Genomic DNA, 24,588 nt, shown 5'->3' with positions numbered 1-24,588 from the left:
GACATTAGCAAGAGATTTTTATCTCTTACTTATGTGATTTATCACATCACCGTCTGACTTAAATATCAAGCCTTTCCTATAACAAAGATATATGACCCTAATCCTTACCAATGACGACGGCATCGATGCTCCCGGAATCAAATCGCTCCTCAAAAGTGTAAACGGTAACAACGTCATTATCGTGGCTCCCCAAGACCATCAATCGGGATGTGGTCATCAGGTCACTACTACTCGACCGATTCAAGTGCTGCGTCGTTCAGATAAGGAGTATGCCATCGCAGGCACTCCCGCCGATTGCGTTAGAATTGCAACCACATATATTTGCAAAAATGTCAAGTTTGTGCTATCAGGAATCAACGCTGGTGGCAATCTGGGAGTTGATGCTTATATTTCCGGAACCGTCGCTGCTGTCAGGGAAGCAGCAATCCTTGGCATTCCCGGAATTGCCATTTCCCAGTATCACAAAGGTCAGCTTAGTTATGATTGGGATCTCGCCGCACGTTTGACTACTGGGATTATAGCTGACTTACTCACCAGTCCCCTAGAACCAGGAACTTTTTGGAATGTGAATCTGCCGCATTTGCTACCAGGAGAACCGGAACCAGAAGTTGTGTTTTGCCAACCGTGTAACAAACCCTTACCTGTCAATTACCGTATTCAGGGTGATGACTTTTATTATGTGGGAGAGTATAGCAAGCGCGATCGCACTCTTGGTAGTGATGTCGATGTATGTTTTTCAGGCAACATTGCTGTAACTCAGTTAAGAGTCTGTGCTGAATCACAGAGTCCCAAAAATTGTGTAAGCTAATGTGCCTTTAAGTTGCATAATTCTTAACCTTAGGAAGATGCGGGGATGCAATTTAAATAATTATTAGCTTATATGCTTTGTCTGTTCTTCTACTTGGACACTGAAAGTATCTACTCTTTGAGACAAATATTCAATTCTTATCTTCATAAATATGATTTGAATAACTCAGATGGTCTATTTTCAGGAAGTTTTAGCAACACAATCTAGAACTTTATGTCGATCTTGAGAAACTCAAGAAAAGTCTTTACAAAGTCAAGCTGGCATGTGTATACTAATTTATAAAGTTTTTTCTTTAGAAAATAAAAACACTCAGCCGCCTGTCAATGTCAGGTTTATCAGAACCCTATAGCGGTTTAGATTTGCACAATTCTCTAGGAACTCAAATGACACATATTTTGCATATTGATTCTAGTCCGAGGGGCGATCGCTCTATCTCTCGTTCCTTAACTAAAGAATTCATTACGGCATGGAAACAAATCCATCATAGTGATACAGTCACTTACCGCGATTTAGGACGGTATCCAGTTCCACCCATTGATGAATCTTGGATTGCTGGAGCATTTAGTTCCTCGGATCGGATCACTTCTGAGTTAGCAGCAGCACTGAATATTTCTAATGAGTTGATTGATGAACTTCTGGCTGCGGATCTCTATATCTTTGGCATTCCAATGTATAACTATAGCGTTCCTGCTAATTTCAAGGCATACATCGATCAAATCGTGCGAGTAAAACGGACGTTTGTGGTGGGCCCAGATGGCTATTCAGGTTTAGTGAAAAATAAGAAAGTGCTGGTGATTACAACACGAGGTGGTAGTTACTCAGGTGGGCCCCTGGATTTTCAAGAACCCTACTTACGAGCAGTTTTTGAATTTATCGGCATCACGGATATTACGTTTATCCATGCAGAGAATTTATCAATGGGGGCTGAAGACCGACAACAGTCTTTAGCAGCGGCTTCTACAGCAATTCAACAATTAGTTACTACTTGGTAAACCCATTAACTTAGAATGGTTGCGATCTATGCGATTTACAATCAACTATTCTTCAGTCCTCATCTAAGTAGGTAAGCTGAGTTTTAAATTTTTCTACATTCCTTGTAGCTACCTCAGATCCATTTGTCTATTATGTAATCGCTATGAAACGCAACATCGTTTGGCTAATGGCAATTACCAGCGGAGCTGCTGCCGCCAATATGTATTACAATCAACCGCTCTTGGCAGCGATCGCCCAAAGTCTTGATGCGTCTGTTCAAGATACAGGTCTTATCCCAACCTTGAGTCAAATTGGCTATGCGTTAGGGAATCTTTTGATTGTCCCGTTAGGAGACCTGTTGGAACGGCGGCGATTGATTGTCACCATGCTAACGGCAACTGCTTTGGCTTTGGGGATGGCTGCCCTTTCCCCGAATATTACCTGGTTAATTGTCGCCAGCTTGCTCATTGGTACAACAACCATCGTGCCTCAAATCACAGTTCCCTTTGCGGCTCTACTTGCACCACCACAAGCCAGAGGTAAGGTCGTGGGCACAGTCATGAGTGGACTGTTAATCGGAATTCTTTTAGCTCGGACTGTGAGTGGATTTGTCGGTGCAGAGTTTGGCTGGCGGGCGATGTATTGGATTGCAAGTGGATTTATGCTGGTCTTAGCAATTGCTCTATTTTGCTTGTTACCCAAGAGTCAGCCAGCAGTAATCATGTCCTATCAACAACTGATGCACTCTATGTTGAAGTTGCTTCGAGAACCTGTGTTGCAAAAAGCTTCGCTAACTGGAGCAATGGCTTTTGGATCGTTTAGCGTTTTCTGGAGCACTCTTGTATTTTTCTTAGAACAGCCACCCTATAACTATGGTAGCGATATAGCTGGATTGTTCGGTTTGATTGGAGTGGTTGGAGCTGCCGCAGCTCCAATGGCTGGTAGACTTGCAGACAAGAGAAGTCCGAGGCTGGCTGTGGTCATTGGTCTGATTGCGACTGCTTTTTCTTTCTTAGTGTTTTGGTTGTTTGGATATCAATTGTGGGGACTAATTGTTGGAGTAATCTTGTTGGACTTGGGGGTGCAAGTAACTACAGTGTCTAACCAAGCGCTAATCTATAGTTTGCCTGAAGAAGCTCACAGCCGTTTAAACGCTCTGTTTATCACTTTCTATTTTGTAGGCGGCGCACTTGGGTCTTTTCTTAGCACTTATGGCTGGAATATCTGGCAGTGGAATGGAGTTTGTGCTACCGGATTATTGATGCTAATTGTCGCTTTTGCCGGTTTGTTTATTATTAGAGAACAGCGTCAAAAAACGTAACCAATGCACTACTTGATTATTTAAGTTTACGGCTGATAAAGCTAAAAATATTTGATTATATTTTTACTAACTATTACTAATCAAGTCATCTAGTAAAATTACAATGATACAAGTATGTGCATCAAAATAGTCATAAATTTTTTGTTGAAAGCCCTGAAAGTGCCCTACTAATTAACTGTGTTTAAATTGAAACATAAACTCTGATACCAATTCTGTATGAAGATGCACAGAAATTAAACGTAGACGCAAAGTGGCAAGACAGAGGCTACCGCCAAGTACGCCAAGAGCGCCAAGAATAGAGAGTTACTAATTTAGTGCAACTTTACATTAAATTGGTATGAATACTTCTAGCTTGATACAATACTCTTGATATTGTTTTGTGTCACCTCACAGATGACTATCCTTTTTTATATTTTTCTTTGTGTACTTAACAAATACTCTCTGCTGTTCCTAAATCATCTTGTTATCCAAAGTCAAAAATAGAGATATTTAAAATGAATTTGTGGCATTATCTTCCTAATTTTTATCTTGTTGGTACTTTGAGTTTCCTTTGTCTACTTGCTGTGGATAATTCCAATTTAGTCGTAGCAAAAATATCTAAAAAAACAGCTTTGGAAAATTTTCTAACTACTGATATCGAGTTACAAAAAGAGATATTACCTACTGCATTGAAAGCAGGAAAAACTTTGGAAAAAGTCCAACATAGAGAGATTTTTCAAGCAGAAAAAGCAGCATTTTGTAAATTAAAGAATATGGGTACATTTTGCTCTGAAGATAGGGCTAATGAACTTCATCTTCATACCCGAAAACTATTAGCAAGCAGACAAAGGAGTATAGCAGGGGGAGATTCTATACACATATCAAAAGAAGTTATTTCTGCACCCTTTGATTTCCCCACTACAAGCGTTCAGGCAAGAGAAGACATTAGCCAGCAGCTAACACCTATTTTAGAAGGGCAAGTTACTTCGGTGAGTCAGCTAAAAGATGTCCAGCCCTCGGACTGGGCTTTCGGTGCGCTTCAGTCTTTAATCGAGCGTTATGGTGTAATTGCAGGTTACCCGGATAATACATTCCGGGGTAACAAAGCAATGACTCGTTATGAATTTGCAGCAGCCTTAAATGCTTGTTTAGAGCGAGTCAATGAGCTAGTTGCACAAGGAACAATGTCATCAGTATCCCAGGATGAGTTAGTTATATTGCAACGACTCCAGATAGAATTTGCTGCTGAATTATCCACGCTACAGGGTCGCGTAGACAAATTAGAAGCTCATACTTCTTTTTTGGAAGCAAACCAATTTTCTACAACAACCAAACTCACAGGTTTAGTTGTTCTTGCATTGACTGGGGGAAGCTTTAGTGGCGATCGCATTATTGATGTGACGGGTAGAGAAATTACCACAGAAAACCCCAATGCTACCTTGCTTTACCGAGCCACCTTAGATTTGACCACAAGTTTTAGTGGTACTGATTTACTGACAATTTGGATGGAAATAGGTAGTAATGGCCCAGATGATAATGCAGCTGGATTCTTAGAACCTTCTTTTGGTAGCGTTTTAGACTACTCAGCAAAACCTCCAGTGGAACAATTTGGGCTTTCCCGTCTCCACTATACGTTCTCTCCGTTGAAAGACGTTAAGGTCTCTTTTGGCCCTTTGATTGCTCTGACTGACTATGTAGACTCAAATAGTTACGCCAACGTCAGTTTTTCAGATTTTTCAACTCAAGCATTAATTAACAACTATATTCTTTTGCCAGTTCAAGGCTTGGGAGGTGGTGCTGCTATTACTTGGAATCCAGGTGATAGTCCGTTTACGCTACGAGCTGCTTATGTGGCTTCAACTGCTAATGAACCAACCTCCTCTAATTCCTCCTTTGTTCCTGGCATTTTTTCACTGGGATACATCCTCTACCCCAATGCTCGCAGCGATCGCGGATTGTTCCAAGACCCCTATCAAGGTGTAGTAGAGCTAGAATACGCACCTTCTAATGCCTTTAAATTACGTCTCCAGTATACTGGCGGCAGTGTACTGAATGGGCAGTTTGATGCCTTGGGGGCAAATTTAGAACTAAGGCTTTCAGAGCGAGTTGCTGTCTTTGGACGCTATGGCTATGGCAACTATAAAAATACAGCTTTTGGTGACATCAACCCTAGTTATTGGATGGCGGGAATTGCTTTTCCCGATCTGTTTGTACCTGGTGCTAAAAGCGGTATTGCTGTTGGTCAGCCCTTCATTGCTAATGAACTTGGTAATGCTACTCAAACTAATATTGAGGCATTTTACAACTTTCCAGTTAGCGACAGTATCCGAATCACGCCATTAGTACAGGCCATTGTCAATCCTGCTAATCAAGAAGACAACGGTACGATTATTACAGGTACACTCCGAACCGTCTTTTCCTTCTAAGCTCATCAGCATTTAAGCTGCAATATAACCCTCTTGTGTGACTATCGCGATAGTATACATATTTAGCACCTGAACTGTCACGAAGGGGTTTTTACGGAGTATTTTTATCCATAAAAAGAATAAACTACGCTATCGCTCGTGATGACGAAATTAGGTGATTTTTGCGTCAGTACTGACAGATAAAATAATTTGTTGACTTACATTATCCTTGCTACTGTCTGATTTCTTCCACTCCCCACTCACCAAAATTGCTAGAGTGAAAGAAGTTATGAGGACGCAAATATGACTGACAAAAATCGTTCTCAATGGGACTTAGGCAGGTTTATCGAAACCCTGACTTACTTTGAGGTAATTCCTTTCCTTAACTGGGTACAGCAATTAATCCAAGGCCGTCCTCAGGATCGTCAAGATAGACCCAATGGAGGAAGAAATGTGGGTGTAATATTAGTAGCAGGTGCTACAGGTGGTCTAGGTAAACGAGTAGTAAAGCGATCGCTCGAACAAGGTTATAAAGTTCGGGCTTTGGTGAGAGATATTGACAAAGCACGGTCAATTCTTGGTAATGATGTTGACTTAGTCGTTGCAGATATCACCAAACCAGAAACTTTAACTCCTGTAGTTATGGCTAATATTGAAGCCGTAATTTGTTGCACCGCAGTACGCGTACAACCAGTAGAGGGAGACACGGCAGATAGAGCAAAATACTACCAAGGTGTGAAATTTTACCAGCCAGAAATTGTTGGTGACACGCCAGAAAATGTAGAGTATCAAGGTGTCAAAAACTTAGTCCAAGCCGCAGCGAAATATTTGCCTCAAAAAAACGAAAAACTAATATTTGATTTTACAAAACCATCAGCAGAATTAAAAGATGTTTGGGGAGCGCTGGATGATGTCGTTATGGGTGGTGTCAGCGCCAGTAATATCCAATTAGTGGAAAATGCAGCTTTGTTTGCTGGCAATGTTTCCACTGCAAACTCTGGCGGATTTGCTTCTGTGAGAACTAAGAATTTCGATCCACCATTTAATTTATCTGGTGACGAAGGTGTGAAATTGCGCGTCAAAGGTGACGGTCAGCGTTATAAAATATTTCTGCGAACAGATACAAAATGGGATGGCATTGGCTATGCTTATTCTTTCGACACTGTAGCTAATACCTGGGTAGATATTCACATTCCCTTTAAAGATTTGGTTCCTGTATTTCGAGCAAAAGTTGTCAAGGATGCACCGCCAATTGAACAGAGTAGAATTTGCTCATTTCAACTGATGTTGAGCAAGTTTGAATATGATGGCGCTTTAAATCCTAAGTTTTCCCCAGGTGGTTTTGCTCTACAGTTAGAATCAATTAAAGCTTATAACGGCGAAAATTCACCTAAATTCATCCTTGTGAGTTCAGCAGGTGTAACTCGTCCCGGACGCCCTGGGATTAATTTAGATGAAGAACCACCAGCAGTAAGATTAAACGAGCAATTGGGAGGAATTTTAACTTGGAAATTGAAAGGAGAAGATAGTTTAAGGTCAAGTGGAATTCCTTATACAATTATTCGACCTTGTGCTTTAACTGAGGAAGCAGGAGGTAAGGAATTAATATTTGAACAAGGCGATAATATTAAAGGGAAAATCAGCCGTAATGATGTCGCAGAACTTTGCGTGCAAGTGCTAAAAATCGCCAATGCATCTAATGTCACATTTGAGGTGAAAGAGGGAAATAATCATGCTAACTCTATTGATTGGCAGAGGCTATTTTCTAATTTAGAACAGGATAAATAAGGAGTCAGGAGTCAGAATTCAGGAGTCAGGAGTCAGGAGTCAGAATTCAGGAGTCAGGAGTCAGGAGTCAGGAGTCAGAATTCAGGAGTCAGAATTCAGGAGTCAGAATTCAGGAGTCAGAATTCAGGAGTCAGAATTCAGTAATTAGTATTGGAAGACCTGACTTTAGGTATAGGAATCTTATTTGATTTTTGAACAAAATCCCGTACAGTTTACTCTTTTATAACCCTGTTGCCTATTGCCTATTGCCTCTTGCCTGCCTATACAGATTAGTTCATTAATCAAATCAGACTGCTATATGAGCTTATTCTGAATTCTGACTCCTGACTCCTGAATTCTGAATTCTGAATTCTCCGTTATTAAGATTAGCGCAATATATGAATAAAATAAAATTGCTAATACTTGCTGTAATTTTAGGAGTAATTATCTGGGGTGGGCTATTTTCAAGTACTGCTTCATCGCAGCAAATTGAGTCCCGGCTGAATAACTTGGAAGCTGACTTTAATCGTGTTGAGTCGCGGTTAAATCAGCTAGAATCTCAAATAAATAGAGGCGGGCGATCGCCATCGCCAAGAACAACACTTACTCCACGACAATCAACAGGTTCCAGACAAAATTTATCACGACAAGATCCCATGTTCGATCGACTTGCAACTTTAGTGATTGAACTAAAGCAACAAGTTAATCAACTAGAGGAACGAGTGTCAAAAATAGAATCACGCTAAATATTTCAATTACCTCAGGGATTTACAACAAACCATCCAATTAAGAAGATTTTTTATTATCTGAAACCATTTGCGAGAGAATAGATGCTGCAAAATCTAGCAACTGATCCAACAAAAAACCAATAATACCAATGTAGAGTATTGTCTCGATTATGGAATCGATATTACCATTTTTATAACTATCCCAAAGAACAAAGCCTAATCCTTTTGGCCCTATCAACATTTCTGTGGCAATTACTGTAAACCAAGCTACCCAAATTCCAACTTTCAGGGCATGAAAGATATGAAATATAGCTACTCGAAAGTTTTTATTTTGTCTATGAAAATGTCGCAGACCTATTGCAGTATTAATGATTACTGTCCAGAGAGTTCCCAAAAAAATAATAACAATAGCCGCAGCTTCACTTTCTCTAAACACTAATAAAGCAATCGGTAGTAAAGCTATAGGAGGAATACTATGTGGTATCTGAAATATCCGCCTGAATAGCTGATAAACCATGCTATTCATAGCGATAAAATATCCGATGAAACTACCCAATACAGCCGCTGGAATGTAACCAACAAATAATCGTTGCAGGCTAGCTAAAAATTCTAAAAACATGTTATTTTCCATGCCTCAGTTCTCATTGAGAACATGTAGGAAATACTGTGATAACAGCATAAAGCAGCATGTCTGGCAAATCATTTACCGATGCTATAGAAAAGTGATTTTAATTGGTATTACTCTTTTCCCACTACAAAATTTCCTATATCTTCTCCTCCTTCACGCTTAGTCAAACAAGTTTAGGTATTCTGACAATGAGATAGGAGTAGTACAAAGAAAAGGTAAAACTTAGCTTTCCTAGAATTTATCACTAAAATAAATCCTGATTAGTAAATTCAATACAATTTCTCTAATTGACTTGTTTGTGACCACTAACTCGAAGCACTAGTATAAAATCGCAAGGCAAATTGCCAAAACCAAGTAGAAATTAAAAATAATACTAGTGCCAATCCTCCTGCACCTATAAACCAGGTAATTTCACCACGATTTAGCACTGCTTGGGCTGGTATTGTTGTTAAAAAACTGACTGGTACTACAAAGGTAAAGAAAAAGCGGTAAACAGTTGGAAAAGCTGTAATTGGATATCTACCTGCTTCTAATAAACTACGCAAAACCTCAGTAACGTTGTATATTTTAACGAACCAAATCGTCATGGAACCTAATATAAACCACAGGCTATATAAAATTACCAAGCTAAATGATAAAGGCACTATACTGAGTAAATATTTGTCTATGCTTACACCCAAGCGTTGACCTGCGTAGCCAATAATAATGCAGCCAAAGATTAAATCTGGTAACCCCCAAGGTGAAATGGTGTGAGTGGAAAGCCAAAACTGACTGCGAATGGGTTTCAATAATATAAAGTCAAGAGTGCCTTCTTGCACGTGACGGACAATGCGATTTAAGTTCGGGGCCAGAAAAGTGGCGGAAAATCCTTGCAATAGGGTAAAAATTCCTAGAACTACTAAAGCTGCTTCCCATGACCAGCCAGCAAAAGTGTAGCCGGTGCGATAAAACAAAAATAGTCCAAAAAGGCTACCGATAAGATTGCCCAAGCTACTGAGGGTAGCTATGAGAAAATTGATGCGATACTCTAACTCAGATGCGATCGCCGCACTCCAAAATAGTCTTAGTACTTTCAGATATCTTTGCATCTTGCACCCCTAAACTGATATGGAAATCCGGTTTGATTCGCAGAACTATTCGTAGAGACTCTTAACAGGTAAAAAGTAATAAAACTGTACCTAGCTTCACAAAAATCAAATATGAGTCCAATATTGAACTTGTAATTGGAGACTAGGAAGATTATGAACTCCTCAACAACCAACAGTCAACAATCAACACTTTCACCATAATAATTTATTTTACGGAGTTTCCTTAACTAGATTTTTGGATATTTTGGTAGATATATAACGCAGAAATAGCATCTAAATTAATTTTCTGATTTTGATTTTCATTAGTATTTTTAAATAGTACTGTAAATGCACCAGCGCCCAATCCATCTTGAGGAAACATTCGATAGCAAGGGATTGTTGTTAAATGTGATTGATATTTAGTTAAATGACTAACTTCCACTGCTTGAAAATCAGGAAAACGTTCCAAAAGCCACTCACAAACTTGCTCATTTTCTTCTGGTGAATATGTACAAGTTATATAAGCTAAATATCCCTGTGGTGCAACGAGTTTAGCAGAATTAGCTATAATGCGTTTTTGTCGATTTGCGCTTTTATTAATAGCAGTTGGATGAAAACAACCAGGTGCTTTTTCGCCTTTAGCAAGTAGCGATTGTCCAGTACAAGGAGCATCAACTATTACCAAATTACTAGAAGCTGGAATTGTCTCGGCAAATATACTCGAATCTCTATTCACTACAGTACTAGAACTGATATTGCAACGCTTGAAATTAGAAATTAGCATTCCCAAACGTTTACCAATCACTTCATTACTGATGAGTAAATCCGGTTGCAAAGCTTTCCAAGCAAAGATACTTTTCCCTCCTGGTGCAGCACACATATCAAAAATTAAATCCACTGGCTGAGGAATCGTTAATAAAGTGGAAGCAGCAAACACTGAAGAAAAATCTAAACAATAAAAATATCCTTTTTCATGTAGTGGATGTTGACCGGGTTTTTCTCCTAACTGTAAACGGTCTATAAATTGCGGTTGCCAATAAATTGGCGTTTCCACAGTAAAAGGTGAAACTTCTGGTTTTTCCTGACACCAAAGAATGCTAGATGGAAACGGCTGAGGATTTATTAACGCCTCAACAAATTTTTCTTGCTCATCTAGATTTGTAAACAAGCGTCGCGAGAGTTTAAGTAATAAATTAGAAGGTTTTTCCATGTAGATATATATAATAAAAATTTTTAATCATCTCTAAACAAACTTTTAAAAATTGCGAATACTGTCTTATAGCATTTCACGCAATTATTGATACAAATTACTTTTCTTACTTCCCCTGCTCTCCTTGCCTGCCATCTGTATCAATCTTAAGGCGAAACGGTATTAGTACTTTGTCAATCCATCAGTCCTATATTTATATCTAAAGTTTATAATAAACTGATTTTTGATAGCTTTTAATTATAAAAACATAGTTGCTCAAGCAGATTATTTCGTATATTATCAGTTTGACTAATTAATAAATAATCTCAATAAATAGAGAGCTTTTTATTTCAACACTACTCGTAAACATGGTTTTTCAGTCTTTATAGTACTCAATCAGGCTTACGTTTTTGATAATCATGTCAATTATAAACCCTATAGCAGACATATTACCTGGTGATTAATTGAAAGTTGGTCATCAAGTCTTTAGCATAACTTTTGTAACCACTGCTGATTTCAGCCCTTTAACATCACCCTGGAATTTTGCACCGTTTTTATATAAAAATTTATAATGCAAACACAGTCAAAATTAAAATCTCAACTCCTACAGATCGACATAATTCGTGGTTTAGCAATTATCGGAGTTTTTCTTTTTCATTTGTACTGTTATACATTCGATCGAGATCAATTTCCTGTTTCAGGTAATTTTAGAGATTATTCTAAAATTCCTAACTTAGCATTTGTTATCTTCTCACCTTATCAGTTTGGATATCTCGGAGTTCCTGTATTTTTTATACTTTCTGGATTTTGTATACATTTATCTTTTCTAAGATATACTCTAAACCTAGAAGAAAAAGGTATTGTTTTTAGATTTAATATTTTTGTCAAAGATTTTTTTATAAAAAGGTTTTTTAGAATTTATCCAATATATTTATTAGCCTTGTTACTTTTTAGCTTCGTTAGCTTTGTTTTTCAAATAGATTTTGATACTCCTTTGAAGATAGATATTGACAGTATTATCTATTTTGTTAGTCATTTGTTCTTAATTCATAACTTTAGTGAATTGTTAATATGGAGAATCAATCCATCTTTTTGGAGTATTGCGATAGAATTCCAGCTTTACATGATTTATCCTTTATTCTTAATACTGAGAAATAAGCTGCAAATAGCTAAAGCGACATTGGCAATCTTCGTATTTAATCTATTTTATTCTCCATTTGCTTTAGAATTAGATAAGCAAATAAGTAGTATAGGAAATCATGTACATTTATCAACTAAAATTAAAGATGCAATCAGCAATTTAACTATATTTGAAAGATTGCCTTTAAATTATTGGTTTACTTGGGTAATAGGAGCATATTTAGCTGAAATTATTTTATCTAAAAACAAAAAAGTATTAAATTTTAATTTTAAACACCATTTATTATTTTTAGTATTATTTATAATTGCTCACGAATATAAGCCTTTGGAGATAGTAGGTAATTTTGCCATTATATTTTTGTTTGCTTCATTAATAGAAATATATATTATTGATAGAAAAAATATAGGATTTATAGAGAATATTATTGCTAAGATTGGACTCTGCTCATACTCTATATATTTGTTGAACGAACCTTTCATCATTTGGGGTAGATTATGGATAGAAAAATTATTTAAATTATTATTTAATTTTAACTTTAAATATCTTGAACAGCCTTATTTTATGTGTACTTTGGGTGCACTAGCCATTTTTATTCCGATTCTGATAATTAGCTGGTTTAGTTATAAATATATAGAAATTCCAACACATAGACTTGGTAGACGTTTAGCTCAGGTTCTAGTTTTTCCAAACTCTATTAACAAATAAATTTAAATCATTATATTATAAAGTTGCGATAAACAAAGTTCAATAATACTAAAAATATACATAATATACTTATTGTAAAAAGTTTTTATCTTAAAAGTACTGGATTAACTAAATTAGCAAACAAGTTAAGTTTGCATGAAAAATTGCTACTTATAAATTTGATCGACCCAGTGACAGCAAAATTGTAAATACTTTTTAAGATGGGGATAAAGTTGATGTTCACCAAGAACTCGATAGCGATCTAAGTATTGGAATACAACTAAAATTGTTACATAAGAACAGTGTAATTAAGACTTTTGGCATCATACTCAAAATATAATGACCGCCATTGGGAATGCAATGGCCAAGCTACCCCACTGCACCGGAGAAGGTCATGTTCTTAGATAATTTTAGGCAAAAATTACGCAAAGAAGCACAATTATGGAGGGATGAAGGAATAATTAGTTCTTCGCAGTACGAACGGATAGAAGAACGTTACCAATTTAAAAACCTGGACGCTGCTGCACGCGATCGCTTTATTGCAATAGCGATCGCCATAGGCAGCATTCTTTTATGCTTGGGCATAGTTACTTTTGTAGCAGCAAACTGGCAATCTGGCTCGCGAGAAGTCAAGTTTATTGTCCTGATGAGTTTGTTTTTTACAACCGCCATAACTGGTTTTTACACTTGGAGACAACGTGACGCCAAGAAGCCACAACAAAGCAAACGCTTACTGGGAGAGGGTTTGCTCATTTTAAGTGCTTTCATTTTAGGCGCAAATCTACTGCTGATGGCCCAGATGTTCAACATTAGCGGTTCAATCTCCCAATTGTTTCTCGCTTGGGGGTTTGGTGTTGCAGTCTTAGCCTACAGTCTGTTCTTAAATTCCTTAGGAATTTTGTCAATTATCCTTGTGGAAATTGGCTATTGGACGGGACTAGAAGATTTATGGTACTCTTCTAGTGAAGTAACTTGGTCGCGACTGCTGGTACAGCACATGCCTTTGTTGGCATGGCTAGTGTTTGTACCCTTGGCTTACTTCTGTCGATCGCGTTGGATTTTTGGTCTAGCAGCCTTCGTGTTTGCTAGCTCCTTGCAAGCCAACCTCAATCCTCTCCCACTGCTAAATTATGCTGATATAGCTCCTTGGGTGGCTTCTTTTGCTTTTGCACTGCCACCTGCATTATTCTGGAGTTATGACGATCTGCTGTTTCCAACCATAAATTACAGATTGTTTCAATCCCTAGCTCGTAATTTAGCGTTGATTAGCTTTGGTCTAGTCTTCTATGTCCTATCTTTCCGTTGGGTGTGGGATTCTCCAGATTATAGCTCTAATCAACCAACGACTTTGACGAATTTGTTCGAGTCTCTGCCGATAATTGATTTGGGAATTCTCAGCGGCTTAGCGGTGTTGCAATGGTTATTTTTGCTGCGTCAAAGAAATAATCCTCCCCGCCGCGAAGTGATTTTTACCACTGCTGTCATTACTACTTTTCTGGTGTTTATTGCCTTAGTACCTTTTTGGCATCAAACTATCAGCCGAGTTGATGAACTTGGAATTTTTATTTTCAATGTACTTCTGGCAACATTAGCCTGGGGACTAATTCAAGAAGGATTGAAATTGAACAACAGAAGTTCCTTTTGGGGCGGTATGCTGTTAGTAACACTCCAAGTTATCAGTCGGGTACAAGAGTATGATACCGACTTACTATTTAAGTCTCTGGTCTTTGTGTTGTGCGGTTCGGCTTTAATTAGTGGTGGACTTTGGTTTGAACGCCGCCAAAGCGGTACATCTAAGTCTACAAGTCAAAAGTAGTGGAAGAAAGAATTCACCAATTCAGAATAAATTCTGGATTTTAGATTTTTTCTTTAATCTAAAATCAAAAATCTAAAATTGTTAAAGTTTCTCTGCGTCAGTCCTAATTTCGTTAATTTTGTCCTCCTCAATACCCCCTGCTTTTTAGGACTACGCTCATGAGTAGTAATTCTTCTGAATCTAAAAATAAATCCTTGTCTCCCGAAGCTGAATTTTCCAAAACAGTCACTTTTCGGGATTACTTGATTGCTACGGAACAAAAATCGAATCAGCCCTTACCTATTTGGCGCTTAATAGCACCATTAGCAGTACAAACTGCGTTCATTATGGCAGTACCAGCCCAAGCGCTTTATACAGACATGACTGGTAAGACGGTGATTTTGCAAACTGCGCCAGTAAACCCTAATGACGTTGTACAAGGAAACGCTCTAGAGTTAGACTATAACATTTCTCGGATTGCTAATTTGAGCAGACTCCCTGGTTGGCAGACCATAGTCAGCAAAGGCCGTGGAAGTGGTAGAAGATTGCCTGAGGGAACCAACATCTACGTAACTTTACAAGAGCAAGCATCTTTTAGTCGTGGTGTTCCTACAGCTTGGAGACCGTTAAGAGTCAGTAGCGAACGCCCCACTTCTCTGAGAGCTAATCAAGTATCTTTAAGAGGTGTCTATCAGGATGGTTCCGTCAACTACGGCCTAGAAAAATATTACATCCCTGAAAACCAACGCCAGCAAATTAGAAACGACTTGCAAGCCCAACGCGCCAGAAGAGGACAAGTACCTCCCATCGTGGTGAAGGCCAAAGTCGATCCCCAGGGTAACGCATTACCAATTAGTATGTGGGTACGCGATCGCAACTATCGCTTTTAGGTTATTACACTCTCCTGTTAGTCAAGGATTTCCAGATAGCCTATCTTGGTATTCAAGCGAGATATAACCGTTATCAGTGTCCGATTATGCTATAGTCGGACACTTGCTTTTTACTCTGGTTCATGAGACTATTAAGCTTCATCAAAATACTATAAATTGACCGACTAACAGTACTTTATTAAAAAGTGGTTCCAGTAACTAAAACAAGCACTAGTAGTCTGACAAGTTAACTTTGCTAGGTGAGGGCTGGGGAAAGGGAAAGGGGAAAAGGGTAAGGGATTTAAAACCTTTCCCCTTTACCCTTTACCCTTTACCCTTTAAAGAGCTAAGTTGACTTGGCGAACTACTAGGAAATAGAAGAAGTAAAATATCAGCTTCATCTTGAATGAAAAAGCACGGGGAAGGGAGCAGGGGAGAAAAACCACAACCTCCAGTCCCCTCTTCCCCCTGCCTCCGATCGATTATACAGTAAATTTACATATTTACTTTAGTAGCAAATATATCAAAAAAATAATGATTACATAACCTAGCGAAAAACTAACTTTGCCACCACTAAAAGCAACCTCTAAAGCAGTCACAAATCAGGACTTACGCAAAATATCTCTCAAACTCTCATTTCTGTGTGAACTCTGTGCCTCTGTGGTAGCCTACGGTAAGCCGCTCCGCGTCTACGTTCTTCCGTGACTCGTGCGTAAGTCCTAATCTCTACAGAAGAGCGAACTAATTTGTGAATACCGAAGTCCTGGGGATCAAACTATGACATCATCAAAGACCTCTAACACTCTTGGTCGGCTTGACCCCTTTGAAGTATCAACCGATAAGCGTAACTCCTTTGTCAGCAATGTCTGGCGACTGCGGCACTGGATGGCTCCATATGGCTGGCGCATTGCGTTAGCTCTGCTGTTTGCAATGCTTTCGGCTACAGCTGCCGTTTTGATACCAGTTGTAATTAGCCGGGTAGTAGTGGACGGTATTTTGATGCATAATTACCGGACTGATTTACCAGATTATGGACAAACGGCATTAATCCAATGGTTAGCAACCACACTAAACATCGACCAAATAATTGCTGCCGCCCTTGTTGGTTTACTTTGGGTACTGCTGTGGTCTGGCTTTGGGTATGCCTTCCGCTCTCAGCTGTCTTATGCAGCACTGTTGGGTTTGAGTGACTTGCGTCGCGATTTGTTTGCCCATGTCGAGCATTTGCCATCTGCTTTTTACGATCGCGTTATGGTCGGGCAGGTATTGACCCGCATCGCTAACGATATCGAGAGTTTGTCTGAACTTTTGACTGGTGTCGGTGCGTTGGCTGGAGAATTGATTCCATTGGTTGTTGCTTTCAGCGTAATGTTGTCTTTGGATGCGATGCTTACCGTAGAACTATCACCTTTGATGTTGTTTGTGGCGGGTGTAATCGTCATTTTTCGAGGTTATTCTAGTTCGATTTATCAGGTCATCCGTGCCACTTTGTCGCGTCTCAACGAGCATTTGCACGAACACTTATCAGGGATTGAAATTGTGCAGATGTCGGGGCGAGAAGCACTGAGCTTTCAACAGTACTCTGATATTAACCAAGCCAATCGGGTAGCGGAGACAAAGGCTATCATGGCGGAGACTGTATACAATCCGATCGTCGACAACATATCCTATTTAGCGATCGCTAGTATCCTGTGGTTAGGCGGGCAACACGTACTGAACCACACTACTAGCCTGGGATCGGTGGTGTTGTTCTTGCAATTTAGCGATATGTTGTTCCGTCCGATTGTAGCTTTAGGGGATCAAGCAAATGCCGTGTTCCGAGCAGCGGCGGCCTGCGAACGCATATTCGGGCTGTTGGACTGGAACGAATCTTTATCAGTGCCGTTGCAACCTATACCCTTACCTGAAGGTTTGCAAGGTCTGATTGAGTTTCGCGATCTGAATTTTTGTTATGAAAACAGCGAAACAGTGATTCGTCACTTCAGTCTTTCTGTGGCACCAGGAGAAAACATTGCCATCGTCGGGCCCACTGGTTCTGGCAAGACAACATTGACGCGGCTCATCTGTCGTTTCTACGATGTCCCTGAAAACAGTTTATTCATAGATGGCATCGACATCATGCAGATAGATCCTGCACAACTCCGTAGGCGTGTAGGTATCATCTTTCAAGACTTTCATCTGTTTCCTGGTACTGTCTATGACAACATCGCCTTAGGTAATCCAAATATCACACTGGAAGATGCGCGACAAGCCGCTAAATTGATACAGTCCCTAGATTTCATTGAAGCCTTGCCATTAGGCTTTGATACAGTATTGGAAGACCGCGGCCAAAATTTATCACAAGGACAACGCCAGTTATTAGCGTTTACTCGTGTCATTGCCCTAAATCCTGAAATTCTGATTCTGGATGAAGCCACTGCTAGTATCGATCCGAAAACCGAAGCTGCTATACAAGCTGCTTTGGAGAAAGTAACAGCCAACAGAACTTCTATCATCATTGCCCATAGATTACAGACTATCCGCAGAGTAGACCGCATTGTAGTTTTAAATCATGGTCAACTAGTGGAAATAGGAAACCACAAGGAATTAATGCTTCGTAATGGTTTTTATAAAACTCTTTATGAAGCGCAATTGTACAAGGGTGGACGTGAAAATGCATCATCTTGCCTAACTTAAGATGTCTAATATTAAAGCGATTTTTCCAAAATACATTTGTACAAAAAATTAATCTTAACTAAGCTGAATTGCTAACTGTATTTGAATGATAATTTCAAAATGTAACTCTTATTGTATGTAAATTAGTGTGATTGAATAATTCCACAAAATCTAATCCAAATATTTATTTCTCTAGATAGCCGGATTAAACTGAAGCTGACCGAGGAAAAATGAAATCAAATTTACGTAATTTAACTGCATTTTCACAAGTTTTTCACTACTTTAAACCTTATCGTTTTCAGTGGTTAATAGCAGTAATAGCCCTTTTGATTGTTCATCTTGTTGAAGCTGCTATTCCTATTTATTTGAAAGTCGGTATTGATTTGATTTCAAAACAGGATAAGAACATTTTATTACCGACTCTGGCGATACTTAGTTTGACAGTTGTACGCTTTGCGATCCTGCACTTTGGTCGTCGCAAGAATGCGCTGATTTCAATTTATATATCTTATGATTTACGGCAAGCGTTCTATGCACACTTACAGACCCTTGGTCATGGTTTCTATGCAAACTATCATTTGGGTGACTTAATGGCACGAGCGACTAATGATATGGAATCCATTCGTCGCTTTTTTCGTTCTGCTGTACATCGACTGGTGAGCATCATCGGTGTGGCGTTGATTGCCCCGATTTTTATGGTACAACAGTCACTCCAGTTAACATTGTTGCTTATTCCTTTACTGCTAGTGATGGTTGTTAACAGCTGGTATTTAGCTGGGCGTATTTTGTTGGCATCGGCAGCAGTGCAAGCAGGTTTTGGTAAGTTGACAGAAACAGTACAGCAAAACCTCAAGGGTATCCGTACCATCCAGTCTCATGCCCAGGAAGAGCGTGAAATTAGTCATTTTACAAGCGTGTCAAATCATTATGCGCTAGCTCATCAAAAGTTGATCGATTTGAATGCTATTCTCACTGCTTCCATTGTGCTGGGTAGTGGTTTGATGACATTAATCGTTGTTGGCGTGGGTGGAAGCCAAGTATTGGCTGGGCAAATGAGCGTCGGCACGCTGACAGCTTTCATCTTTTATTTGGCTATGGTTCTTGGGGTAATCAAGGAGAGCAGCTTTGTTGTCTATACTTTGCTCAATGCCAGTACAGCTGCAACCAGAGTATTTGAGATTATGAATGAAAAGCCAGAGATTCAAGATGCTCCCACTAGCTTATCAGCCCAGCCGATCGATGGCAAAATCGCAGTTGAAGATCTGTCATATAGTTACCCAGTTAGTGCTGGAGAATCATCGCGTCTGGTTCTAGAGCAGATATCCCTGAATATTAGCCCTGGCGAAATGATTGCCATCATCGGTCGTATAGGCTCTGGCAAATCTACTTTGTTGCGTTTACTGGCCAGACAATTGGAGCCTAATAGCGGACAAATCAAAGTAGATGGGCAAGATCTACGAGACATCGGGTTGAGACATCTGCGCCAAAACCTGTCATATGTTCCTCAAAATACTTTTCTGTTTGCTGCACCAATTTCAGATAACATTTCCTTCGATAAACCAGACCGACCGCCCGAATTCATTTGGCAAGCTGCCCGATATGCACAGCTTGAAGCAACAATTAACAAATTTAGTGCTGGTTTATCCACATTGATTGGTGAGCGTGGGGTAACTTTATCAGGTGGGCAGAAGCAAAGAATTAGCCTAGCTCGCGGGCTGATTCGCCAAACCCCCATCTTGCTGCTGGATGACTGCTTTTCTGCTCTGGATACCAGAACTGAGGCTTTAGTTCTGTCGCAATTGCCAGCACTCAGGAATGGACTTACTACGGTACTGGTTTCTCATCGGATGTTGGCGGCACGTTATGTAGATAAAATCTACGTACTTGAACAAGGGCGTATTGTGGAGGCTGGTAGTCATGACGAACTACTTGCCCAGGATGGTTATTACGCCAAACTAATTAGTATGCAAGACGAAGCTTGAATTGTCGTGAATCGAAATCAATTTGCTCGATCCTTGTTTCGTTTTGCAGTTTTGGGCATGGTTGTCAACGCCGCTTTTATTAACTGGTTTGATTATTGAATTTATCTAAGATTCAAAGTTAGCTCTTCCCAAATTATTCTGTTGTTACAATACTTTTTTGTTTTACATTTAATCTGCCCAAACTTTATAAGATAATGATAATCAAAACGAGGGCTTATTTACACCACTTTTACACCACTGCGATCGCCAAAAAATGAGCGTCACAAACCAGACTTTGATCTGTAATGCTCATTATTTGGTGGTTAATTCACTCTGTGTCAGTTTTTGTATCAATGAGTCAGAGTTTCTTGTGTCAGTTTTAGCTGTAATCTATGCCAGGAACCAGACTTGAACTGGTGACACGAGGATTTTCAGCCCAAAAAGGTATGCGCGATCGGCGCTCGGCTATTTGGTAGCTTTTGATTAAAACTCTTGCTGGCATTGGATTTGAAGCGCATCGGGTACATAAAAGAAATTAATCACTGCTTAGAAAAATTGACAGAAGGTGGTTTCGGGCGGTCGGCGCGTTTTAACAACAGTTCAAAAGCTCGTTGATGTTGCTTTTCGCTTATCCAATGATGATACAACTCTGAATGCACTTCGAGGGAATGCCCCATTTGTTGGGCGGCTAGCGAGTTCTCTAGTCCGTATTCCAAAGTCCGAATTGCCCAGGCGTGGCGCAAATTATAAGCCGCAAAGTCGATTGACTGTCTGCGAAAATGTTGGCTGACATCTCCGCCCAAACTGGCATTTGACCGCTCTAGATTTAGCGGGGGAACTTGCAAGCCGTGTAAATCAAATTCTTCCACCCATTCTGGATGAAAAGGCCAAACTCTCCGGCTGCCGGTTTTCCCCTCTAGCACGGTGCAGATATGGGAATTTGCAAAAGCTTCCAAATCCACGCGAAATACTTCGTGGTTTCTCAAGCCGTAGCAAGCCATCATGCCGTAGACCCAGCGCCACGAGGGATTAGAGATTTTATAAAAGTTTTCTAATATCGTCTCGTCGTCTGGGATTTGGCGCGGGGTGACCCGCTTGGGGCTGTAATCTCCCTTGAGCAGCGTAATATCGAGTTCCACTCTGGCGAATCTTGCCAAAGCCCCCAAGCAGATGCAAAATCGCCGGCGAGTTTTGGTATCCGGGTAAGTCGCGAGAATCGCCTGCCTCAAAACTTCTGCATTCAAGGGTTCGTCTGGTGGCAGCCTGCGAAAAACCGCTCGGTATTCTGTGCGCCAAGTAGTTAGAGTTTGGTTGTCTTTGCGACGGCGGTTGAAGTAATCTTCCTCAAACAATAAAATCCACTCGCCCACGGTGCTGGGCGAGCGGTCATCGCAATTATTATGGCGAGTGTAAACTTGCCAATCAAAATTCTTCTCGTCCAAAGATAAGCGAACTTTGAAAGCTTCCTTTTCTGCTACTCTCACCCCCTCCGGCGTGGCGCTGATGCCTGGGTAAATTCTTTGGCGGCTGGGTCTATCTTGTTTTGCCCCTGGCTTGGGGGGGAAGGTGCCGCGCAGCCGGAGCCAAGCACCGTGCCTTTCAATGCTGATGCTGATTCTTTGCTCTTTTAAGCGAATGTTGGCTGCACTAATTAGCTCATCAATTTTGTCCATAATTTTGATGTCAGAAGCTTTCATTTTGCGCGGATTCTTCTCGACTGGACTTTAATAATTTCAATGCACTTGAAGCTAAAAAAGACCTATCGTAATGGGGTAATCCTGACGAAGAAAGCGATGCAAATAAAGCAGTAATTTCTGTTTCTTGCTGACAGCCGAGGTGATGAATGTGCGGCACTAAATTAAGCAAACATCTTGCGTAAGCACGAACTTGCTTATGAGTTAGTTCTTGTGTTTTTTCGTTTCTAGATATTTTTTCTAGAATGAGTTCGATTCCTTCAGATGACCCTTTAAAACCAAACATTTCCCTTTAAAATCCCAATTTTTAGCTTTTAAAATTTTTGTCTACAATCGCCAAAACCTTTATTTTCTCAATATTTCAGCGTCTACACCCAAATTTTTGGGGCTGAAAAATTGTAGACGCTGTAGACGGTCTGTTGATGGGGTGGTGACGGGGAGAAAGTCGTCTCCAGTAAAACTGGCAGGATTGGAGACTGTCCAACTAATTCGCCCCTAAAGCAGTGTTGGCAAAGTGTAGGCGAACTGTAGACAAACTGTAGACAATACTACGACCACTTCCAGCCGAGTCGATCGCCATTTCCCTCCACTTCCCCCAAACCCCTGTCAGCCATAGAAGCGAAGATGATTCGCACTTCATCTGGCTGCATACCCTCGAATAACCGGCTAGATTGCAGCAGGATTCTGGCCTTTAAAAGTTCGCCAGGGTGCTGTTTACCCCAGTCAAGGATAAATTGCTCGTATTCGTTGAGGGCTGTTTGGGGCGATCCCTCCTGTTCATCTCCCCGGCTGGAGGTTTGGGGAAGTGCGTTGGCAAAGCCCGCCGCAGGCATCGCGTTTGGCTGCCACAATCCCAAATCTAGTTCGCACGGGTAATCATCGACCATGAAACGCTTTTTACCACCTGCTTTTAGCCACTGTTCTAGCTGAGTGTTTTTCAACGTTGACCTGGCATAATCCTGGGCTTTCTTCCCCAAACGAATACGCACAAAGCAAGTGTCAAGGATATCTGCGTCACCCTCAAGGGCGAAGTTAGCAGCTGTGTCATTTTGGGCGAGAGCCATAATGAACTGCTTGCGCTTCCTTCCCACTTTGGCGTGCTGTTTAATCCACTGGGGGGCGTTATCGCAGTCTGCCAACACTGGGAATTCTTCAGCAATGTAGAATCGGGCGTGTTCTTGGGGGATGTCCTTTGATACCTCTTTGCGGTAAACCCTCATCTCTTCTAAGTGGTCAAGGGCTGACTGCATCGCGGTGTTGACCTCTGGTAGTCCACCGTCCCCAATTAGGTTTTGTGGCTCAACCCAAGCCCAATCGCCTTTGGCTGAATCAACATCATAAACGATGACTGTGCCACCAATGCGGGTAGAGAAGTATTGAGCCTGGGTTGATTTGCCGTCCCCAGTCCCGCCCACGAGGGCGACGTGTTTTTGTACTTTGTTGACGTACTCAACCGGGTCACTAATCAGGTTTTCTGGTTGCCAGTTGGCGTCAAAAGTACCCACTGCGAGTGCTAACTGTGCTGTGGGTTGGGTTTGGGCTTTCACCCATGCTTGAAAGTTCATCCGTGATGTCTCCTCGATGTCACCCAAGCTTTTAGAAAGTTGTTTAACAATGTGCCTTTGCCGTCGCCCGGTCTCTAGTGAAACGACTGCTGCTGCTAGTATCCAGGGTTTGTACTGCCTTGCTTGGGGTTGGAGCGATACCCCCAAAGACAGTAAGCCACAGCTGAGAATCAAGGCTCCCCAGGATGACCAGTTGGCACGGGCGTATATTTGCAATTGCTGGTGGAGTTGGGAAGGGTGCAAATCACTGCTCATGTTCCAATTAACACTCCCACTGCCATTAACCCAACACGCAACAACAAAACATCTTTGACCTCTGGAACGGCTTGGTAAAAGTAAATTGTCATCACTCCAGTTGTCGCCATCACTGCCATCACTGCCAGCCGGAGAAATCCAGGTAGTGGCAGTGTTACCCAAAGACTGCTGAATAAGGCGGGTATCACCACAGTGGAAGTAAGCTCATAAGCTAAGTCGGGGATATTATCGGGCAGTGTGATCGCGTTTATCCACCCCTTCTTAAATTCCTCCAGTTTGTTGGACTGGGGAGTAGGGAGTGGGGAGTAGCCGCGATCGCTGGGAACTTCAACTATGATTTTGGGCTGTTCATCTTCCACGGTTCACCTCACAGTTAACGCGAACAATATCTACAGTGGCTCTCAGCGACAAGGCCGCCAGGGGCATTAGTAACAACAAAATAATCAGCGCTCCCATTGCTTCCCCCAAAGCAGAAGTTAGTTTTGATGGTTCTTTCATGGATGTAGCCCCCAATTACGGGGGCTTGTTGGTTAGTCGAGTAAGCCGTCAATGATGGCGTTGAAGTTGTAAACGGAGTTGTCTGGCACTGGTTCGGGCATTGGCTCCAAGCTGGCGGCGATGCCTTGTTTAATTTCGGCTTCGCAGACGGCTAGATGTAAGTCGTAGTCGAGTTCTTGGGCGGCGAGTTCTGCCTGGGACTGATACCAGTCGGGAGGAATGCTGCTACTGCTGGGCATCGCTTTCCTCTTGCAGATATTCAAGGATGTCGTTTACCGCTTGCTGGTCTTCGGCAGTTCTGCCAAAGTTGTCCTTTGTGCCGTCGTCTTTGGCAACAACTTGTGACGCTGCCTCAGCCTTTTCCGGGGGCGCGCCACGTTCGACGAGTGCCTCAAAGGAAGCAGCGTATAAGTTCCAGTTAAACTTGCTCATCGTTGACCTTCTTTTCTGTCTGACAGATTTCATAGTTCAGGTCAACCATCGCTTGGTAGGCATCCCCGACTGATGCATTCGATTCGTAGCCTTTTTTCTCTATCTCTTCGTACTCAGGATGCTGGTTAATTTCAGCAATTAACGATGCAACCTCAACTACTAATTCGGAAAGCGG

23 protein-coding genes are annotated in these 24,588 nt (G+C 40.9%); 11 read left to right on the top strand and 12 right to left on the bottom strand.

Features of this window, described 5'->3' with window-relative positions:
- The first annotated feature begins 91 nt into the window (after positions 1–91).
- The 6 genes from surE (at position 92) to VF06_RS16665 (ending at position 7,998) form a co-directional block, all read left to right on the top strand.
- Positions 92–808 (top strand): 5'/3'-nucleotidase SurE, encoded by a 717-nt coding sequence (gene surE / locus VF06_RS16695; RefSeq protein ID WP_099070005.1) that lies wholly within the window; start codon positions 92–94, stop codon positions 806–808.
- 383 nt (positions 809–1,191) lie between these two features.
- Positions 1,192–1,800 (top strand): FMN-dependent NADH-azoreductase, encoded by a 609-nt coding sequence (locus VF06_RS16690; protein ID WP_099070052.1) that lies wholly within the window; start codon positions 1,192–1,194, stop codon positions 1,798–1,800.
- Positions 1,801–1,943: 143 nt separating this feature from the next.
- Positions 1,944–3,101 (top strand): MFS transporter, encoded by a 1,158-nt coding sequence (locus VF06_RS16685; RefSeq protein ID WP_099070004.1) that lies wholly within the window; start codon positions 1,944–1,946, stop codon positions 3,099–3,101.
- 494 nt (positions 3,102–3,595) lie between these two features.
- Entirely contained in the window at positions 3,596–5,506 is a 1,911-nt protein-coding gene (locus VF06_RS16680; protein WP_244918055.1) for an iron uptake porin, read from the top strand.
- Positions 5,507–5,788: 282 nt separating this feature from the next.
- On the top strand, positions 5,789–7,273 hold the full coding sequence (locus tag VF06_RS16675; protein WP_099070003.1) for a CIA30 family protein: 1,485 nt from the start codon (positions 5,789–5,791) through the stop codon (positions 7,271–7,273).
- A gap of 377 nt (positions 7,274–7,650) precedes the next feature.
- A complete protein-coding gene (locus VF06_RS16665; protein WP_099070002.1) occupies positions 7,651–7,998 on the top strand; it encodes a carbohydrate porin in 348 nt (115 codons plus the stop codon).
- A 40-nt stretch (positions 7,999–8,038) separates the two neighbouring features.
- On the opposite strand, the gene VF06_RS16660 is transcribed toward VF06_RS16665, so the two are convergent.
- The 3 genes from VF06_RS16660 to VF06_RS16650 all read right to left on the bottom strand — a co-directional run bounded on the left by VF06_RS16660 (position 8,039) and on the right by VF06_RS16650 (position 10,885).
- A complete protein-coding gene (locus VF06_RS16660; protein WP_099070001.1) occupies positions 8,039–8,611 on the bottom strand; it encodes an ABC transporter permease subunit in 573 nt (190 codons plus the stop codon).
- Positions 8,612–8,913: 302 nt separating this feature from the next.
- Entirely contained in the window at positions 8,914–9,696 is a 783-nt protein-coding gene (locus VF06_RS16655) for an ABC transporter permease (protein ID WP_099070000.1), read from the bottom strand.
- A gap of 223 nt (positions 9,697–9,919) precedes the next feature.
- Complete coding sequence (locus VF06_RS16650; RefSeq protein WP_099069999.1) at positions 9,920–10,885, bottom strand: RsmB/NOP family class I SAM-dependent RNA methyltransferase; 966 nt, start codon at positions 10,883–10,885, stop codon at positions 9,920–9,922.
- 550 nt (positions 10,886–11,435) lie between these two features.
- Here VF06_RS16650 and VF06_RS16645 point away from each other — a divergent pair.
- The 5 genes from VF06_RS16645 to VF06_RS16625 all read left to right on the top strand — a co-directional run bounded on the left by VF06_RS16645 (position 11,436) and on the right by VF06_RS16625 (position 19,990).
- Positions 11,436–12,710 (top strand): acyltransferase family protein, encoded by a 1,275-nt coding sequence (locus tag VF06_RS16645; RefSeq protein ID WP_099069998.1) that lies wholly within the window; start codon positions 11,436–11,438, stop codon positions 12,708–12,710.
- A 373-nt stretch (positions 12,711–13,083) separates the two neighbouring features.
- Positions 13,084–14,505, top strand: coding sequence for a DUF2157 domain-containing protein (locus VF06_RS16640; protein WP_099069997.1), 1,422 nt, complete (start codon positions 13,084–13,086; stop codon positions 14,503–14,505).
- A 158-nt stretch (positions 14,506–14,663) separates the two neighbouring features.
- Positions 14,664–15,374 carry a GDYXXLXY domain-containing protein gene (locus tag VF06_RS16635; protein WP_099069996.1) on the top strand — a complete coding sequence of 237 codons (711 nt, stop codon included), beginning with the start codon at positions 14,664–14,666 and terminating at the stop codon, positions 15,372–15,374.
- Between the two features lie 756 nt (positions 15,375–16,130).
- Positions 16,131–18,029, top strand: coding sequence for an ABC transporter ATP-binding protein (locus tag VF06_RS16630; RefSeq protein WP_099069995.1), 1,899 nt, complete (start codon positions 16,131–16,133; stop codon positions 18,027–18,029).
- A gap of 209 nt (positions 18,030–18,238) precedes the next feature.
- A complete protein-coding gene (locus VF06_RS16625; RefSeq protein WP_099069994.1) occupies positions 18,239–19,990 on the top strand; it encodes an ABC transporter ATP-binding protein in 1,752 nt (583 codons plus the stop codon).
- Positions 19,991–20,348: 358 nt separating this feature from the next.
- Here VF06_RS16625 and VF06_RS42730 read toward each other — a convergent pair whose 3' ends face one another.
- From VF06_RS42730 to VF06_RS40855, 9 genes are all read right to left on the bottom strand, one after another.
- Positions 20,349–20,471 (bottom strand): hypothetical protein, encoded by a 123-nt coding sequence (locus VF06_RS42730; protein WP_257207521.1) that lies wholly within the window; start codon positions 20,469–20,471, stop codon positions 20,349–20,351.
- Between the two features lie 37 nt (positions 20,472–20,508).
- On the bottom strand, positions 20,509–21,666 hold the full coding sequence (locus tag VF06_RS16620) for a site-specific integrase (protein ID WP_244918054.1): 1,158 nt from the start codon (positions 21,664–21,666) through the stop codon (positions 20,509–20,511).
- A complete protein-coding gene (locus VF06_RS16615; protein ID WP_099069993.1) occupies positions 21,653–21,949 on the bottom strand; it encodes a hypothetical protein in 297 nt (98 codons plus the stop codon). Before VF06_RS16615 ends, VF06_RS16620 begins: the two co-directional genes overlap by 14 nt.
- A gap of 262 nt (positions 21,950–22,211) precedes the next feature.
- Positions 22,212–23,483: a hypothetical protein gene (locus tag VF06_RS16610; RefSeq protein WP_099069992.1), complete on the bottom strand. Its 1,272-nt coding sequence runs from the start codon at positions 23,481–23,483 to the stop codon at positions 22,212–22,214.
- Entirely contained in the window at positions 23,480–23,842 is a 363-nt protein-coding gene (locus VF06_RS16605) for a hypothetical protein (protein WP_099069991.1), read from the bottom strand. Before VF06_RS16605 ends, VF06_RS16610 begins: the two co-directional genes overlap by 4 nt.
- Entirely contained in the window at positions 23,832–23,981 is a 150-nt protein-coding gene (locus tag VF06_RS40860) for a hypothetical protein (protein WP_180267305.1), read from the bottom strand. The genes VF06_RS16605 and VF06_RS40860 overlap by 11 nt, the downstream gene beginning before the upstream one ends.
- Before the next feature lie 32 nt (positions 23,982–24,013).
- Positions 24,014–24,220 carry a hypothetical protein gene (locus tag VF06_RS16600; protein WP_099069990.1) on the bottom strand — a complete coding sequence of 69 codons (207 nt, stop codon included), beginning with the start codon at positions 24,218–24,220 and terminating at the stop codon, positions 24,014–24,016.
- Positions 24,207–24,413, bottom strand: a complete 207-nt coding sequence (locus tag VF06_RS16595) for a hypothetical protein (RefSeq protein ID WP_099069989.1) — start codon at positions 24,411–24,413, stop codon at positions 24,207–24,209. Before VF06_RS16595 ends, VF06_RS16600 begins: the two co-directional genes overlap by 14 nt.
- A partial coding sequence (locus VF06_RS40855) for a hypothetical protein (protein WP_180267922.1) occupies positions 24,400–24,588 on the bottom strand: 189 nt, incomplete at its 5' end. The genes VF06_RS40855 and VF06_RS16595, both read right to left, overlap by 14 nt.

Origin of the sequence: Nostoc linckia z4 (genome assembly GCF_002608075.1) — a bacterium.
Classification (GTDB): Bacteria; Cyanobacteriota; Cyanobacteriia; order Cyanobacteriales; family Nostocaceae; genus Nostoc; species Nostoc linckia.
This window is presented reverse-complemented; position numbering and strand designations above follow the sequence as displayed.

Bases quoted from the DNA above. Each gene is read 5' to 3' on its own strand.
- VF06_RS16675 (WP_099070003.1), top strand. From the start codon at position 5,789: ATGACTGACAAAAATCGTTCTCAATGGGACTTAGGCAGGTTTATCGAA.
- VF06_RS16660 (WP_099070001.1), bottom strand. From the start codon at position 8,611: ATGGAAAATAACATGTTTTTAGAATTTTTAGCTAGCCTGCAACGATTA.
- VF06_RS16650 (WP_099069999.1), bottom strand. From the start codon at position 10,885: ATGGAAAAACCTTCTAATTTATTACTTAAACTCTCGCGACGCTTGTTT.
- VF06_RS16645 (WP_099069998.1), top strand. From the start codon at position 11,436: ATGCAAACACAGTCAAAATTAAAATCTCAACTCCTACAGATCGACATA.
- VF06_RS16630 (WP_099069995.1), top strand. From the start codon at position 16,131: ATGACATCATCAAAGACCTCTAACACTCTTGGTCGGCTTGACCCCTTT.
- VF06_RS16690 (WP_099070052.1), top strand. From the start codon at position 1,192: ATGACACATATTTTGCATATTGATTCTAGTCCGAGGGGCGATCGCTCT.
- VF06_RS16615 (WP_099069993.1), bottom strand. From the start codon at position 21,949: ATGTTTGGTTTTAAAGGGTCATCTGAAGGAATCGAACTCATTCTAGAA.
- VF06_RS16635 (WP_099069996.1), top strand. From the start codon at position 14,664: ATGAGTAGTAATTCTTCTGAATCTAAAAATAAATCCTTGTCTCCCGAA.
- VF06_RS16625 (WP_099069994.1), top strand. From the start codon at position 18,239: ATGAAATCAAATTTACGTAATTTAACTGCATTTTCACAAGTTTTTCAC.
- VF06_RS42730 (WP_257207521.1), bottom strand. From the start codon at position 20,471: ATGCCAGCAAGAGTTTTAATCAAAAGCTACCAAATAGCCGAGCGCCGA.
- VF06_RS16600 (WP_099069990.1), bottom strand. From the start codon at position 24,220: ATGCCCAGCAGTAGCAGCATTCCTCCCGACTGGTATCAGTCCCAGGCA.
- VF06_RS40860 (WP_180267305.1), bottom strand. From the start codon at position 23,981: ATGAAAGAACCATCAAAACTAACTTCTGCTTTGGGGGAAGCAATGGGA.
- VF06_RS16640 (WP_099069997.1), top strand. From the start codon at position 13,084: ATGTTCTTAGATAATTTTAGGCAAAAATTACGCAAAGAAGCACAATTA.
- VF06_RS16655 (WP_099070000.1), bottom strand. From the start codon at position 9,696: ATGCAAAGATATCTGAAAGTACTAAGACTATTTTGGAGTGCGGCGATC.
- surE (WP_099070005.1), top strand. From the start codon at position 92: ATGACCCTAATCCTTACCAATGACGACGGCATCGATGCTCCCGGAATC.
- VF06_RS16595 (WP_099069989.1), bottom strand. From the start codon at position 24,413: ATGAGCAAGTTTAACTGGAACTTATACGCTGCTTCCTTTGAGGCACTC.
- VF06_RS16680 (WP_244918055.1), top strand. From the start codon at position 3,596: ATGAATTTGTGGCATTATCTTCCTAATTTTTATCTTGTTGGTACTTTG.
- VF06_RS16610 (WP_099069992.1), bottom strand. From the start codon at position 23,483: ATGAGCAGTGATTTGCACCCTTCCCAACTCCACCAGCAATTGCAAATA.
- VF06_RS16665 (WP_099070002.1), top strand. From the start codon at position 7,651: ATGAATAAAATAAAATTGCTAATACTTGCTGTAATTTTAGGAGTAATT.
- VF06_RS16685 (WP_099070004.1), top strand. From the start codon at position 1,944: ATGAAACGCAACATCGTTTGGCTAATGGCAATTACCAGCGGAGCTGCT.
- VF06_RS16620 (WP_244918054.1), bottom strand. From the start codon at position 21,666: ATGAAAGCTTCTGACATCAAAATTATGGACAAAATTGATGAGCTAATT.